Genomic DNA, 14300 nt, shown 5'->3' on the forward strand with positions numbered 1-14300 from the left:
GGCTTGACCGTGTCCATGAGCTTCTTCACGGCCTGCGGCAGGGCACCGGTCTTGATGCCCTCGTTGGTGGCGGCCGTGTCCATGTGGGCCCTGAGCATGACTTTCATGCCTGACTCCTTCCGTCAGGGCCCACATTCGGCGCAGCCATGGGGCAGCCGGACGGGCAGACGGGCAGACAGTTCCTCAGCCGGTCTGCGGCGACGCGCCCTGGATGTGGAAGTTGAAGTCCGCGTGACCGAGGGTGCCCATGAGGCGCAGCCAGATCGGCAGGAGCATCTCGGTGCCTCGGGCCGTCTCGATGCCACCGAGGTCGATGACGCCCGCCTCCGGCCACCCGAAGGAGTACAGCAGTTCGCGTACGGACTTCTTGGCGTCGGCGTCCTCGCCCGACAGGAACACGGTGTGCTCGCCCGGCACCCGGGCCGGATCGACCATGACCCGGCAGTTCATCGTGTTCAGCGTCTTGACCACCCGTAGGCGCGGGAACGTCCGCTGGAGCAACTCGCCGAGGCTGTCGTCGTCGACCGGGTCGAGGGTGGGCGGGAACCCGTGCGAGAAGTCCAGCGGGTTGGCGATGTCGATCAGCACCTTGCCGTCGAGGTGTTCGGCGTCCGCCTCCGTCAGGGCGGTGACGCTGACCTGCCCGCCGGTGGCGTTGACCAGCGTCTCACCCTGGCGTGCGGCCTCCGCGAAGGAGGCGAGGCCGACCTGCGGGTGGGCCTGCTGCCATTCGGCGTACTCGGTACGTCCGTGGGTGGCTCCGGGGTCCCGGGTGCCGATCACCACCTCGTGCCCGAGGGAGGCGAGGCGGGCGGCCACCGTTCGGCCGACGATCCCGGTGCCGAGGACTGCATAGCGCATGACCGGTTCCATTCCGTTCGGGGAAGGAGCGCGAATGAAGGAGCGCGCGTGAAAGAGCGAACGAGCGGAGGAGCGGAGGACTACCGACAACCCCGTACCGTATGCCTCCGGACGCCGCGTCCGGTCCAGGATCGGCCCCGGCCTCGGCAATGATTTCACCGCCTCGGCCGCGCCGCCGCAGCCGCCGCAGCCTCTTCAGCCGCCCAAGCCGCCCCAGCCGCCCCAGCGCTTACGGCGACCCCGGCGCGTCCGCACGCCGCCCCCGCCGCCCCGCGCCCGGTCGTCCAGGGCGATCCACACCCTGACCTCGGTCCCGCCCAGCATCGAGCGGCCGATCCGGACGTCCCCGCCGGTCGATTCCGCGACCCTGCGCACGATGTCCAGGCCGAGGCCCGTCGAGCCGTCCCGCCCGCCGTCGTTGCCGCGCCGCAGCGCCGCGTCCGGGTCGGCGATCCCGGGGCCGGCGTCCGATACGAGCACGATGACCGCGTCACCCGCGTCGTGGACGTCCACCGCGAACGGGGTGCCCTCCGGGGTGTGTCGGAACACGTTGCCCAGCAGGGCGTCGAGGGCGGCCGCGAGCTCCGGCCGGGCGACCGGGAGCCGTACCGTGCGGTCCACTCCCGCGAGCCGCACCTCGCGGCCCTCGTCCTCCGCCAGCGCCGACCAGAAGGCCATCCGGTCGCGGATCACCTCGGAGGCGTCGCAGCCCGCCCCTGCCCCGCCCGCGGCGGACGCGGGTGCGCGCTGTTCACGGGCCGTACGGATGATCGTGTCGACCTCCCGTTCCAGCTGCTCGACCGCGGCCCGGGTCTGCTCCGCGGCCGGCCCGTCGCCGAGCGAGGCCGTGTTGAGCCGCAGCACCGTCAGCGGCGTCCGCAGCCGGTGCGAGAGGTCGGCGGCCAGCTCCCGCTCATTGGCGAGGAGTTCCACCACCTGGTCCGCCATCGAGTTGAACGCGACGGCTGCCGAGCGGAGTTCCTTCGGCCCGTCCTCCGGCACCCGCGCCCCCAGTCGGCCCTCCCCCAGCTGGTGCGCGGCGTCCGCGAGCCGCTCAGCCGGCCGGACCAGTCGGGCGCCGAGCCGGTCGGCGACCGCCACCGAGCCCACGATCAGCGCCAGGCCGACGCCCGCGAGGACCAGCCAGGCCGTCGCGACGCCATTGCTGACCTCGCTCTCGGGCACGAAGATCTCCACGACGGCTATGTCCCCCGACCCGAGGGCGGTCGGCTGGAGCAGCGCCGAACCACCACCGGCCACCCGGGCCGTCATCGCCCGGCCCATCCGCCGGGTCTCCTCCACGGCGTGCGCCCCGGCCCGCCCGGTGCCGATCTCCACCGGCGCGCCGCCGCCGACGGCGGGGACGTGGACGGCCATCCGCTGGGCCGCGCCCATCTGGGTGGACTCCACGGCCTTGCGCAACTGCACCGGGTCGGTGGTGATGGACAGGGTCGGCCCGATGGTGGCTGCCTGCCGCTCGGCGTTGGAGAAGGCCCGGTCGCTGGCCATCTCCTGGACGACGAGCCCCAGCGGCACGGCGAAGGCCACGACCACCATGGCCGTGACCGCGAGGCACACCTTGACCAGCGCCCACCTCATCGCGCGCTCACCCTGCCCGCCGCGCCCGCCCTGCCCGCCGCGCCCGCTGCTCCCACCGCGCTCACAGCGGCGGCTCCAGCTTGACGCCGACCCCCCGCAGCGTGTGCAGATAGCGGGGGCTGGCAGCCGTTTCACCCAATTTGCGGCGCAGCCAGGACAGATGCACGTCGATGGTCTGGTCGTCCCCGTACGACTGCTGCCATACCTCGGCGAGGAGCTCGCGCCGGGCCACGACCACCCCGGGCCGCCCGGCGAGGAAGGCCAGCAGGTCGAACTCCCGCCGGGTCAGGTCCAGTACGGCCCCGTCCAGCTCGGCTTGTCGCCGCAGCGGGTCGATGGACAGGCCGCCCACCCGCAGGACCCGCGAGGGCGGTTCGGCCCCGGCCGCAGCACGGGCGCGGCGCAGGACGGCGGCCATCCGGGCGGACAGGTGCTCCACCGAGAAGGGCTTCGTCAGGTAGTCGTCGGCGCCGTCGTTGAGGAGCCGGACGATCTCGGCCTCGTCGTCGCGGGCGGTGGCGATGATCACGGGTACGTCGGTGATGCCGCGCAGCATCTTCAGCGCCTCCGACCCGTCGAGGTCGGGCAGCCCGAGGTCGAGGATGACCACGTCGAACCGGTGGTGGGCGACCTCGCGCAGCGCCTCCAGGGCCGTACCGACGCTCCGCACGGTGTGCGAGGCCTCGGTCAGGTGCCGGATCAGAGCCGAACGTACGAACTGGTCGTCCTCGACCACGAGCACACTTGCCATGGGCGGCACCGTAGTCCATTCGGTGGATCCGGCGGGTGTCGGGCCGTCTCCTGGGCGGGTGGTGCAGTATGTGCCCTGATGCACCGAGGACTTGTTCATGCTCTCGCCTGGACGCTGGCGACCGGGGCGGCGGTGACGCTGTCCTGGTGGGGCGTGCACGCGGTCATGTCCGGAACCGCCTACGATCCGCCGCTGGCGGTGCCGCTGACCACGCGGCCGCTGTCCTCCTCGACGCACGGGGCGTCGGCGCCGTCGCCCGGACCGGCTTCTGGCTCGCCGTCCCCGTCCGCCTCCCCGTCGGATTCGCCGTCCGCCTCGGCGTCCCCCGCGAAGCCCCCGCAGAAGGCGGCCCCGCCGGGCCCGAGCCCGGACGGGCAGCAGGGCGACGGCGGGGACCCGGGCAGTGTGAAGGCCTACCCGGTCACCGGCGGCCGGGTGGTCTTCGACCTCGGGACGTCCTCGGCGGAGCTGGTCTCGGCGACGCCGGACGCCGGCTGGCAGATGCAGGTGTGGAAACAGCCGTACTGGATCCGGGTCACCTTCACGAAGGCGGGCCGGGAGATGTCGGTCTTCTGCACCTGGAACGGCCACCCGCCGCTGGTGGAGACCTACGACGGCTAGGCCGTCTCTTTGGGATCTTGCCTAGTCGGCGTCCCACCGTGCCCGTACCCAAACCAGCTGCGTGTCGCTCAGCAGGGGATCGAACCCCTCCGGGAACAGGAGCATCTTCGGCTGCGGCCACATGTTCTCCGGCCCGTGCTCGTCGCAGTGCAGGGCGATGAGATGCGGCCCTTCCCCGCAGGACTCGTGCCAGTAGGGGCGGTCGTGCGTCTGGCAGAAGTACCCGAACCTCCAGCAGTCATCCTCTTCCGTCGGCTCGTAGAAGCCCGGATCGCGCACGATCGTGGTCACGGGCTCCTGCCGGTTGAACCGGGGGACGGGGCGGGGGTCGCACCACAGCAGTCGGGGAGGTACCACGCGCCCATCCTGCCTCGGGGCCGACCCGATCGGATCCGGGTGCCTCGACCACGCGGGCGGTCTCGGGTGGGACCGGTCATGGTGCTGCCGTGCTCGGGCGTTGCCGAAGACCTGCCCGCCTCCGCGGTGATCGGAGCGCAGGGCCGTCTGAACGGGGGCGCGTCGCGACGGGCTCCGTGCTCAGTGGAAGACGGACGGCGGGGGCTCCGGCGAGGCCACCGCCGAGGCGTCCGCGACGGGGGCCGCGCCCCCCGCGAAGTCGGCGAGGGCCCGTCCGTGCTCAACCCGGCCGGGATGCGGGTCGCTCGCGACCCGGCGGGTGAACTCGCCGACGGGAAGCTCCCGGTCGGCGGCCACCAGCACCGCATTGCCGAATCGTTTCCCTCGCCACACCACCGGGTCGGCGGCCAGCGCCAGGTGCTCGAAGCGGGAGGCGGCCGTGGCGATCTGGCCCTTCAGGTGCGCGAGCGGCGGACCGTCCGCGAGGTTGGCCACGTACCACCCGCTGGGCGCGAGGGTCCGCCGTACGTCGTCCAGAAACTCGGCGCTGGTCAGGTGCGCCGGGGTGCGCGCCCCGCTGAACACGTCCGCGATCACCAGGTCGGCCCAGCCGTCCGGGACCTTGGCCAGGCCGGCCCGCGCGTCCACCGCGCGGACCCGGATCCGTGCCTGCGGGTCCAGCGGCAGGTGTTCGCGTACGAAGGCCACCAGGGCGGCGTCGATCTCCACGACCTGCTGGGTCGAGCGGGGACGGGCGGCGGCCGTGTAGCGCGCGAGGGTGAAGGCGCCACCGCCCAGGTGCACCACGTTCAGCGGCTGCCGGGCGGGGGCGACGAGGTCGATGAGGTGGCCGATCCGCCGTTGGTAGGCGAAGTCCAGGTACTGCGGATCGCCCAGGTCGACATGCGACTGCGGGGCCCCGTCGATGAGCAGCGTCCAGCCGTCCGCGCGCTCCCGGTCGGGGGCCAGCTCCGCCGTGCCGCCGTCCACCTGCCCGACGACCGCCTCGGAGCTCCCGCGTCCGCGCTGCCTGCTGCTGCCCTTGCCCTTGCCTGCCACCACCCCATTGTCACCGGTCAGCAGCAGTTGTCCGCCGCCTCGATCAGCCGGGCGGCCTCGCCGAGCGCGGCGCGCAGCACCTCCGGGTCGGTGACCGGACCGACGGCTTCTGGGGGGAGCAGCCAGCCGGTGTCCCCGGCGGTGGGCGACACGTCGCCGAAGCGCATGCCGCGACCGTTGGTCTGGGTGCAGGCACTGCCCGGCATGTCCCAGGCGTCGGCGGTGCCGGGCGGGACGAGGAAGCCGAGGGTGTCGCCGGATCCGTCGTGCAGCACCGGGCCGACCCCGCCGGCCGGGCTCGCGGCGCGGCGGATGATGTCCACGGCTTCCAGGCCCTGCCGGGCGGGCACGGTCACCAGGTCCGGCGCCTCGGCCGGGGCGGACGTCACGACCAGGACGGCCGGGACGGCGACGACGGCCGGAGCGGCCACGACACCCACGACGGCCGGAGCGGCCACGACACCCACGCCGGCCGGAGCGGCCACGACGCCCACGGCCGCCGGGGCGCCCACGGCGGCCGGGACGGGGGTCGCGCCCGAAGACACGGGCGCGGTGTTCATTCCAGTGCTCTCCATGCCGCCCTCCACCAAGGGAACCCCTCCTCGATCCGCGTACGAGCGGGACGGGGGTCACCTCACACCCCGCATGGGCTCAACGCGCCAAAGCGTCAACGGGTGCGGTGGCAAGACGCTGCAAAGGATGGCAGTTCATGGCGGATCGCGGGTGAGATATCCCTTTTGTAGCCAAACATCGCATGAACCACCCGTCCCTGGCGGTACGTTCATGCGCGCCGGGCCCGGCCCCATCCCGCGGAACCGGCGGTGCGTCCCTTGCCAGAGAGGCCACGTCCATGGCGGCGTTCCCCCACTCACCCAATCAGACGTTCCGGCGACTGCGAGGCCGGCACTCCCCGGCCGAGTTCGCGGCCATGGTGCGCCGCGCGGCGAAGGAGATCGGAGAAACGGTTTCCTGCGACGCCCGCTACATCGGCCGGGTCGAGTCCGGCGAGATCCGGTGCCCCAACTACGCGTACGAGCGCGTCTTCCTGCACATGTTCCCCGGCCGAACCCTGGCCGACCTGGGCTTCTCCCCGCGCGAGGCGGTCCGCGGCCGGTCCGCGCAGCGCACCGCCCCCATCACCCACAAGGAGAGCGACGTGCTGCGTCGCGCGTTCATGGCGGGCGGCTCCGCGACCGTGGCGGCCGCGACGATCGGCCTCACCCTGCTCGGCGACACCCGCCGACCGCCCTCCCGGGCCGGCGAGTCCGAGGCGGCGGCGGTCGAGGAGGCCGTGCGCCAGATCCGGCTGCTGGACGACCGGCACGGGGCCGACGCCCTGTACCGCAAGGCGGCCGAACCCCTGCGCGCCGCCTACGCGTTGCTCGACGCGGGCGCCACCCGGCAGTCCACCGAGGACCGGCTGCACGCGGGCGCCGGCGAGTTGGCCATCTCCGTGGGCTGGCTGGCGCACGACTCCGGCCGCTTCGACGACGCCCGCTCGCACTACGCGGAGGCGCTGGCGACGGCCCGGGTCTGCGGGGACGCGGCCCTGGAGGCGCACGCCTTCAGCAACATGGCCTTCCTGGCCCGGGACTGCGGCCGGCCCCGGGAGTCGGTACGGGCCGCCCAGGCGGGCCGCCGCGCCGCGCGCTCCCTTGGTTCCCCGCGGCTGCTGTCGCTGCTCGCCCTGCGGGAGGCGGGCGGCTGGGCGGGCATGGCCGACCGCCGGGCCTGCGAGGAGGCGCTGACCCGGGCGCACACCGATTTCTCCCGCGGCGAGAGCTCCGCGGACCCGGAGTGGATGTCCTTCTTCGGCGAAGCCGAGCTGGAATCGCTGGAATCCCGCTGCTGGGCGGCGCTCGGCGAGCACGCCCGCGCGGCCCGGCACGCCCGTCGCGCGGCGGACCTACAGGACCCGCACTTCGCCCGGAACGTGGCCCTCTACACGGCCGAGCTGGCCGACGACCTTGCGCGTGCGGGTGCCCCGGACGAGGCGGCCTGGGCGGGCGGGCGGGTCCTGGACCTGCTCACCGAGGTCCAGTCCACGCGGATCCGGTCCATGCTCTCGGGCACGGCCCGCGCCCTGGTGCCGCACCAGCGCAGCCCCCGCGTGGCGGCCTTCCTGACCCGCCACGCCACGGCCTGACCCGGACCGGCCCCGTACGGGACCCCGGGCCGCGCGGTCAGAGGTCCAGGTGGCCCGTGTCGTTCCAGCGCTCCAGCGCGGGGGCCCCGTACGCCCAGCCCAGGACCGAGAGGGAGGTGGGCTCCAGGCGGATGCGGGCGCCGAAGGAGGCCTCCAGGCCGAGCCAACGGGCGGCCAGGGTGCGCAGGACGTGGCCGTGGGCGAAGACCAGCACGTCGTGCTCGGCCGAGCGGGCCCAGGCGACGACCTCGTCTGCACGGGCCGCGACGTCGGCCACGGACTCGCCGCCCGGGGCGCCGTCGCGCCAGATCAGCCAGCCCGGGCGGATCGCCTGGATCTCGGCCGGGGTCATGCCCTCGTAGTCGCCGTAGTCCCACTCCATCAGCGCGTCCCACGGCTCCGCCCGGGCGCCGAAGCCCGCCAGGTCGCAGCTCTCGCTCGCGCGGACCAGGGGGCTGGTGCGCACCTCCACGCCGGGCAGGCCGTTCCACGGGGCGCGGGCCAGTCGCTCGCCGAGCAGCTTCGCGCCCCGCTTGCCCTCCTCCAGCATGGGCACGTCGGTGCGTCCGGTGTGCTTGCCGAGCTGGGACCACGCCGTCTGACCGTGGCGGGCCAGGAGGATGCGGGGGGCCATAGGAATTTCTCCCGGTACATAAGGATTTGTGCGGTCTATACGGTTGGTGCCGGTTCGGGCGAATGCATCGTCCACCCATCATCCATCACGTGAACACCAGGCAACCCACCCAGTCGCACAAGCGTCCTACACCGTATGACTGATCGGCAGAAGCCCACCCGGTGGTGGGCCGAACTGCTGCTCCTGGGGCTCGTCTACGGCGCGTACACCGGTGGCAGACTCCTCGCCCGCGGCGACGTGCACCTCGCCGTCGGACACGGACTCGCGATCCTCCGGACGGAGGAGCTGCTGGGCATCGACTTCGAACACCCCCTCAACCGGCTGTTCTCCCAGCAGGGGATCCTCGGGATACCCGCCGACTTCGTCTACGCCTCCCTGCACTACCTCGTCACCCCGGCGGTGCTGGTCTGGCTGTACCTGCGCCGGCCGCGGCACTACCGCAGCGCCCGTACCTGGCTGGTGGTCTCCACCCTCCTCGGGCTCGTCGGCTTCACCCTGATGCCCACGTGCCCGCCGCGACTGCTGGACTCCGCGTACGGGTTCACGGACACGATGGCCCAGTACAGCGGCTACGGCTGGTGGGGCGCCGAGGCCAGCGCCCCGCGCGGACTCGGGAGCCTGACCAACCAGTACGCGGCCATGCCGAGCCTGCACGTCGGCTGGGCCCTGTGGTGCGGGGTCCTGTTGTGGCGGCACGGGCGCCACCCGCTGCTGCGGGCGCTGGGCATCGCCTATCCCGCCGTCACCACGCTCGTGGTCATGGGCACCGCCAACCACTACTTCCTCGACGCTGCGGCCGGGGCCGCCGTGATGGCCGCCGGGTACGCGATCTCGCGCCGGCTGCCCTCCCGAGCAGCCGGTTTCCGCAGTACGACCACGATTGTCAGTGGCGGATGGGACACTTCCGCCCGTGAGCTCCTACCCGCCCAGCGGCCCGCTTCCGACGACGACACTGCGGCAGCGGCTCGCTGACCTGCGCGGCCCCGCCGTGCCGCCCCGTCCGCTCGACGCCCGTGCGCTGGCGGCACTCGCCGCCAACCCCGGCTGCGGCAGACGCACCCTGCTCGACGGCGCCGGCGTGGACAAGACGGCCCTGGCCGCGGCCCTCGGCTCGCCCGCCCCGTTCGGCCAGTCGCAGTTCGCCATCGCCCGCGGGAACTCCTTCGAAGCCAGGGTCAAGGGCGACGGCGGAGCCGTCCTGCTGGAGCTGGTCCACCGGCACCTGGACGCCGGGGCCGAGCCGCCCGGCCCCGACGCCCGCGTCCCCGATCTGACCGCCGCGGGACCCGAGGGCCGCGCGGCCCGCACCGCGCTCGCGCTGCGCGAGGCGACCGCCTTCGGCGCCTGGACCCTGCTGGACCACCCGATGCTGGCCCTGGAGGTGGCGGGGTCTCCCGCCTACCTGGAGCCCGACGCCGTCGTGGTGCACCCCGACGGCCGCTGGACCGTCGTGGAGATCAAGTCGTTCCCGATCATCGACGGGGCGGCCGACGCCGCGAAGGTGGGGGCCGCCGCGCGGCAGGCCGCCGTGTACGTCCTCGCCCTGGAGAAGACCGCCGGAAAGCTGGCCTCCGCCGTGGTCGGGCACACCGTGCTGCTCGTCTGCCCGAAGGACTTCTCCAACCTGCCCGCCGCCGCACCCGTCGACGTCCGGCGCGAGCGGGCCGTGACCCGGCGCCGCCTGGAGCGGCTGACCCGGGTCGAGGAGCTGGCCGCGGCCCTCCCCGAGGGACTCGGCTTCGACCCGGAGCTGCCCGCCGAGGAGCTGACCGCGGCGGTCTCGGCGGTCCCGGCCGCCTACGCCCCCGAGTGCCTGGCCGCCTGCGAGCTCGCCTTCCACTGCCGCGAGCGGGCCCGCGCGGCCGATGAGGTGACGGCGCTGGGCCGCTCCGTACGGGGGGAGCTCGGCGCGCTCACCACCGTCGGGCAGGCCCTCGCGGCCGCCGCCGACGGCGGGCACGCCGACGACCCGGCCGCGGCCGCGCTGCACCGGGCGGCCCGACTGCGCGCCGAAGCCCTGGAGGCGGCCGCATGTCCCTGCTGAACACCCTCGCGCGCCTGAAGGCCGTCCGGGCGGGCCGGGCCGAGGTGCTGGCGACCGTACGGCACCGGCATCTGAGCGAGCGCCCGCTGGTCCTCGTACCCCTGACGACGGCGGGCGAGGCCGGCGCCCCGCTCGGTGTGCTCGTGGGCACGGATCCGGCGGAGCCGCGGCTACTGGTGGTGCCGCAGCCGCGCGACCGCGACCTGCGCTGGAAGTTCCTGGCGGACCTCGCGGAGACGGTCCTGCCGTACGTGGACGGGTACGCCGACGACGTCGAGCACGTCGAGCGCACCGAGACCGATCCGGAGACCGGCGCGAAGTGCAAGGTCGCCGCCGAGCTGTGCCTGGACGCACCGCAGCTGATCGTGCCGAGCCGGGCCGGCATCGAGTACGTGCGCCTGCTGGGGCGCTCGATGCGGTTCCGGCGGACGGCGGAGGAGGACCCGGAGAACCCGTATCCGGTGCCCACGCGGGTACCGCTGCTGGGGCGCTGGTTCACGCACCTCGGCGAGCGCTCCCGGGTCCCGGGGGCCTCGATGCTGCTGTCGGCGACGGAGCTGCTCGGGCGGCACTGGGCCACGGGCCAGAGCAATCTGGAGGACCAGCACCTGGGCGCCCTGCTGGCGTGGATAGCCCCGGCGGAGGGCGAATCGGGCGCGGCGGCCGCGCTGCGCGCCGAACTGGGCCGCGACCGCGACGGGCAGCTCCTGGTCCCGCCCGCCGGACCGGCCACCGACCCGGCCTTCGACAACAAGCTGCTCGCCCCGGCGATGGCCCGCTACGACGCGGCGCGCGCCGGGGGCGACCCGAAGGCCGTGGAGCGCGCCGAGGCGGCCGTGCGCGAGCTCGTCGCGGAGCAGATGCGGCCCACGTGGCGGGCGGTGTGGCAGTCGCTGGAGCTGCTGCGTGCGCTGGCCCCCGGGGAGCGGGCCGAGGAGCGCTGGACCCGTGACCGCTGGTCGTACACCGGCCACCGGGACCGGATCCGGGCGGGCGAGCCCCCTCAGCCGCGCCGCGACGACGCAGTGACGGCGGCGCAGAAGCTGGCGACGCGGGAGACGGAGCAGGTGCGGCTCGACGCCCAGGAAGCACTGGACGATCCGCTGGTGATGGCGGGCCGGCGGCTGGCGGGCGAGGCCTTCGCGGGCGAGGTCACCGAGGTCGTGATGGAGTGGACGGAGTCGAAGCGGCCGAGCCCGCGCCCGCTGGTGACGGTGGCGACGGAGGACCGTCCGCAGCTCGCGGAGGGCGGCGGCAAGGTGTTCCGCTCGCTGGAGGGACGCCCGCAGGCGGCGCAGTTCGTCCGCTTCGAGGAGGACGGTCGGCTCGTGCTGCGGCTGCTGGACAAGATGGGCCGCGGCCGGGAACCGGAGCCCGGTTCGGTGCCAGAGAAGGGCGACCGGGTCTGCTGGACGCTGTTCGAGCACGACGCGCGCGGCGGCCCGAAGCTGCCGGACCCGGAGCGGACGCCGTGGACGCACGGCGGACCGCCGGCCTCCGCGACCGCCGCCGCGTTGCCCGACGCCGTCACCGACGAGGACATCCTGTGAGCACCGCATTCGATCCGGGCACGGCCGCCGCCGAGGCGACCGCCGCCATCCTGCGCGACACCCTGCACGGGAACGAGCGCGGCGTGGTCGTCGACTCCCCGCCCGGGGCCGGCAAGTCCACGCTCGTGGTGCGGGCCGCCCGGGAACTGGCCGCGGCCGGGCGCAGGCTGATGGTGGTCGCGCAGACCAACGCGCAGGTCGACGACCTGGTGCTGCGGCTCGCCGACAAGGATCCGGAGTTGAAGGTCGGCCGGCTGCACAGCAGTGACGGCGATGCGTACGACCCGGCTCTGCGCGAGCTGCCCTCGGTCACCCTCTCGGCCAAGCCGGGGGACCTCGCCGAGCTGCCGATCACCATCTCGACGGCGGCGAAGTGGGCGTACGTGAAGGACGCGGAGCCCTGGGAGCACGCCATCGTCGACGAGGCGTACCAGATGCGCTCGGACGCGCTGCTGGCCGTGGCCGGGCTGTTCGAGCGGGCGCTGTTCGTCGGCGACCCGGGGCAGTTGGACCCGTTCAGCGTGGTCGGCGCCGAGCAGTGGGCGGGCCTGTCGTACGACCCGTCGGCCAGCGCCGTCAGCACCCTCCTCGCCCACAACCCGCACCTGCCGCAGCACCGGCTGCCCGTGTCCTGGCGGCTCCCGGCGACGGCCGCGCCGCTGGTCTCCCGGGCTTTCTACCCGTACACGCAGTTCCGCAGCGGTACGGGCCCGGGTGAGCGGCGGCTGTCGTACGGGGTCGCGGGCGACGGCTCGGGCCCGGACCGGGTGCTGGACGAGGCCGCCGAGGCGGGCTGGGGCCTGCTGGAGCTGCCGGCGCGGCACACCCCGCGGACCGACCCGGAGGCGGTCCGGGCGGTGGCCCTGGTGGTCCGCCGGGCGCTGGACCGGGGGGCGGTGACGACGGACGAGCGGGCCGGGGCCCCGGCCCCGCTGACCGCCGACCGGATCGCGGTCGGCACGGCGCACCGCGACCAGGCGGCGGCGGTCCGCGCCGCCCTGGCGGAGCTGGGCGTCGCCGGGGTCACCGTGGACACCGCGAACCGGCTCCAGGGCCGGGAGTACGACCTCACGGTGGTGCTCCACCCGCTGTCGGGCCGCCCGGACGCGACGGCCTTCCATCTGGAGACGGGCCGACTGTGCGTCCTGGCCTCACGGCACCGGCACGCCTGCGTGGTCGTGGCCCGGGCGGGGATCGCACAGCTGCTGGACGACCATCCGTCCACGGAGCCGGTCCAGTTGGGGGTGACGGTGAAGTTCCCCGACGGATGGGAGGCGAACCATTCGGTCCTGGCGCACCTGGCGGAACACCGGGTCGCCTGGCGACCGTGAACCGAGCCGGCCCGCCCCACCCGGGCGCCGGACCAAGGGCCGTGGCCCGGTGGCCCGGATGCCCTGAGGCCGGCGCTCTTGCGCGGCGTTGGACAATGGAGGGTGGCCCGGAGGATCCAGAACGCGCACCAGGAGGACAGGTATGGCTGAGCCCGAGCGGACGACCGAGCGGAAGCCGCGGCCCGCGCCGCTGCTCTTCGAGCCCTCGGAGGCCGCCACGGACCCGGAGCACTTCTTCGACCTGGAGTCGATCGAGGACCCGCGTGAGCTGCTGGCCCGCGCCACCGAGCTGACGCTCGCGTTCCGGGCGGCGCAGGAGCGGGCGGTGGAGTTCCAGGCGCTGGCCGCCGCGCAGCTCGCCGATCCGCGGCGGTTCGACCGGCTGCCGGCGGCCGAGATCGCGGCGCAGGCGGACTGGACCGAGGACTACGCGTACAAGATGATCGAGTTCGGCGAGTCCCTCCGGCGCGAAGCGGGCCCGGAAAGCGCCTAGGGGGCGTCGCCCTGCCGGGTCGGGCCGGGCGGGGTGGCCGCGCCGGTGGTCCCGCCGGATGCGACGAATGCCACACCTGGCATATGCGGGGCGCAAGATAGCCCACCACCCCCCGCCGTGTCCGGGTTTCCGTAACTCCCGGAAACCGGATCACTACGCCCGGTAGACCGGTCCGCATGACGACGCTGACGACGGCACCCGCCTGCCCCACCCACGACGTAAGCACCGCCACCCACGTCACCCCCCAGGGCGCCGCCTGGCTCGCCTCCGCGTCCGCGCATCCGCACAGCACCCTCGAAGTCTGGGAGGCCCGGGCCACCGCGCCGGCCGTGCTGCCCTGCGGGACCGCCTTCGACGTCGTCAACGTCCCGCTCGTCCTCGGACGGCGCATGCTCGACCTGCTCTGGGCCGAAGGCCCCGGCTCCGGTCCCGTCGCCGTGCACCGCGGCCGGATGCTGCTGTTCGCCACGACCGGGACCGCGCACCGCCTCCCCGCGCTGCTGGCCTGGGAGGAGTGGGGCAGCTCCGTGCCCGCGCCGCTGTGCCACGGCCGCGGCGACGCCGTCACCGTGCCGCCGCTGGCCGCCACCCCCGGCCCGTCGCGCTGGCTCGTCGCCCCCGGCACCCGCACCCCCTGGCTGCCGGGACCCGAGGCGCTCCTGTGGGCGTACGTCCGCGCCGCCCGAGCTGCGGATATCGATTTTTCCTTCCGGCCATCCGCCTGCTAATGTCTTCCTCGTCAGCAAGCGCCGCTAGCTCAGTTGGTTAGAGCAGCTGACTCTTAATCAGCGGGTCCGGGGTTCGAGTCCCTGGCGGCGCACAGACGGAAGAAGGCCTCCACGCAAGTGGGGGCC

Annotated in this window: 14 protein-coding genes, 1 tRNA gene and 1 pseudogene; 9 read left to right on the plus strand and 7 right to left on the minus strand. The window is 74.2% G+C overall.

Annotated elements, in window-relative coordinates; translation table 11 throughout:
* Positions 1 to 183: 183 nt before the first annotated feature.
* From OHA65_RS14595 to OHA65_RS14605, 3 genes are all read right to left on the minus strand, one after another.
* Positions 184 to 861, minus strand: a complete 678-nt coding sequence (locus tag OHA65_RS14595) for an NAD(P)-binding domain-containing protein (RefSeq protein ID WP_327283558.1) — start codon at positions 859 to 861, stop codon at positions 184 to 186.
* Positions 862 to 1056: 195 nt separating this feature from the next.
* Positions 1057 to 2460: a HAMP domain-containing sensor histidine kinase gene (locus OHA65_RS14600; RefSeq protein ID WP_327283559.1), complete on the minus strand. Its 1404-nt coding sequence runs from the start codon at positions 2458 to 2460 to the stop codon at positions 1057 to 1059.
* Positions 2461 to 2521: 61 nt separating this feature from the next.
* On the minus strand, positions 2522 to 3211 hold the full coding sequence (locus OHA65_RS14605; protein WP_328762851.1) for a response regulator transcription factor: 690 nt from the start codon (positions 3209 to 3211) through the stop codon (positions 2522 to 2524).
* A gap of 78 nt (positions 3212 to 3289) precedes the next feature.
* On the opposite strand from OHA65_RS14605, the gene OHA65_RS14610 reads away from it, so the two are divergent.
* Positions 3290 to 3832: a hypothetical protein gene (locus OHA65_RS14610; RefSeq protein ID WP_327283561.1), complete on the plus strand. Its 543-nt coding sequence runs from the start codon at positions 3290 to 3292 to the stop codon at positions 3830 to 3832.
* A 21-nt stretch (positions 3833 to 3853) separates the two neighbouring features.
* Here the strand turns inward: OHA65_RS14610 and OHA65_RS14615 are convergent, their stop codons facing one another.
* The 3 genes from OHA65_RS14615 to OHA65_RS14625 all read right to left on the minus strand — a co-directional run bounded on the left by OHA65_RS14615 (position 3854) and on the right by OHA65_RS14625 (position 5808).
* On the minus strand, positions 3854 to 4189 hold the full coding sequence (locus OHA65_RS14615) for a hypothetical protein (protein WP_405761980.1): 336 nt from the start codon (positions 4187 to 4189) through the stop codon (positions 3854 to 3856).
* A gap of 180 nt (positions 4190 to 4369) precedes the next feature.
* Positions 4370 to 5248 (minus strand): spermidine synthase, encoded by an 879-nt coding sequence (locus tag OHA65_RS14620; protein WP_371643630.1) that lies wholly within the window; start codon positions 5246 to 5248, stop codon positions 4370 to 4372.
* 17 nt (positions 5249 to 5265) lie between these two features.
* Positions 5266 to 5808, minus strand: coding sequence for a hypothetical protein (locus OHA65_RS14625; protein ID WP_405763411.1), 543 nt, complete (start codon positions 5806 to 5808; stop codon positions 5266 to 5268).
* Positions 5809 to 6098: 290 nt separating this feature from the next.
* Between OHA65_RS14625 and OHA65_RS14630 the strand changes: the two genes are divergently transcribed.
* Complete coding sequence (locus OHA65_RS14630; protein WP_327283565.1) at positions 6099 to 7394, plus strand: tetratricopeptide repeat protein; 1296 nt, start codon at positions 6099 to 6101, stop codon at positions 7392 to 7394.
* Between the two features lie 37 nt (positions 7395 to 7431).
* Here the strand turns inward: OHA65_RS14630 and OHA65_RS14635 are convergent, their stop codons facing one another.
* Entirely contained in the window at positions 7432 to 8028 is a 597-nt protein-coding gene (locus tag OHA65_RS14635) for a histidine phosphatase family protein (RefSeq protein WP_327283566.1), read from the minus strand.
* 135 nt (positions 8029 to 8163) lie between these two features.
* Between OHA65_RS14635 and OHA65_RS14640 the strand changes: the two genes are divergently transcribed.
* From OHA65_RS14640 to OHA65_RS14670, 7 genes and pseudogenes are all read left to right on the plus strand, one after another.
* The gene (locus OHA65_RS14640; RefSeq protein WP_405756226.1) at positions 8164 to 9000 is read left to right on the plus strand and encodes a phosphatase PAP2 family protein; all 837 of its coding nucleotides are present in this window, start codon (positions 8164 to 8166) and stop codon (positions 8998 to 9000) included.
* Complete coding sequence (locus tag OHA65_RS14645; protein WP_405761982.1) at positions 8915 to 10072, plus strand: hypothetical protein; 1158 nt, start codon at positions 8915 to 8917, stop codon at positions 10070 to 10072. The genes OHA65_RS14640 and OHA65_RS14645 overlap by 86 nt, the downstream gene beginning before the upstream one ends.
* Positions 10060 to 11622, plus strand: coding sequence for a hypothetical protein (locus OHA65_RS14650; RefSeq protein ID WP_327283569.1), 1563 nt, complete (start codon positions 10060 to 10062; stop codon positions 11620 to 11622). The genes OHA65_RS14645 and OHA65_RS14650 overlap by 13 nt, the downstream gene beginning before the upstream one ends.
* A complete protein-coding gene (locus OHA65_RS14655; protein WP_327283570.1) occupies positions 11619 to 12953 on the plus strand; it encodes an AAA domain-containing protein in 1335 nt (444 codons plus the stop codon). Before OHA65_RS14650 ends, OHA65_RS14655 begins: the two co-directional genes overlap by 4 nt.
* A 142-nt stretch (positions 12954 to 13095) precedes the next feature.
* Positions 13096 to 13446, plus strand: coding sequence for a hypothetical protein (locus OHA65_RS14660; RefSeq protein WP_327283571.1), 351 nt, complete (start codon positions 13096 to 13098; stop codon positions 13444 to 13446).
* Positions 13447 to 13622: 176 nt separating this feature from the next.
* Positions 13623 to 14202: pseudogene (locus OHA65_RS14665) on the plus strand (hypothetical protein).
* Positions 14193 to 14266, plus strand: a tRNA-Lys gene (locus OHA65_RS14670). Before OHA65_RS14665 ends, OHA65_RS14670 begins: the two are co-directional and overlap by 10 nt.
* Positions 14267 to 14300: the final 34 nt, after the last annotated feature.

The sequence above is a fragment of the Streptomyces sp. NBC_00045 genome (assembly GCF_045041095.1).
Taxonomy (GTDB): domain Bacteria; phylum Actinomycetota; class Actinomycetes; order Streptomycetales; family Streptomycetaceae; genus Streptomyces.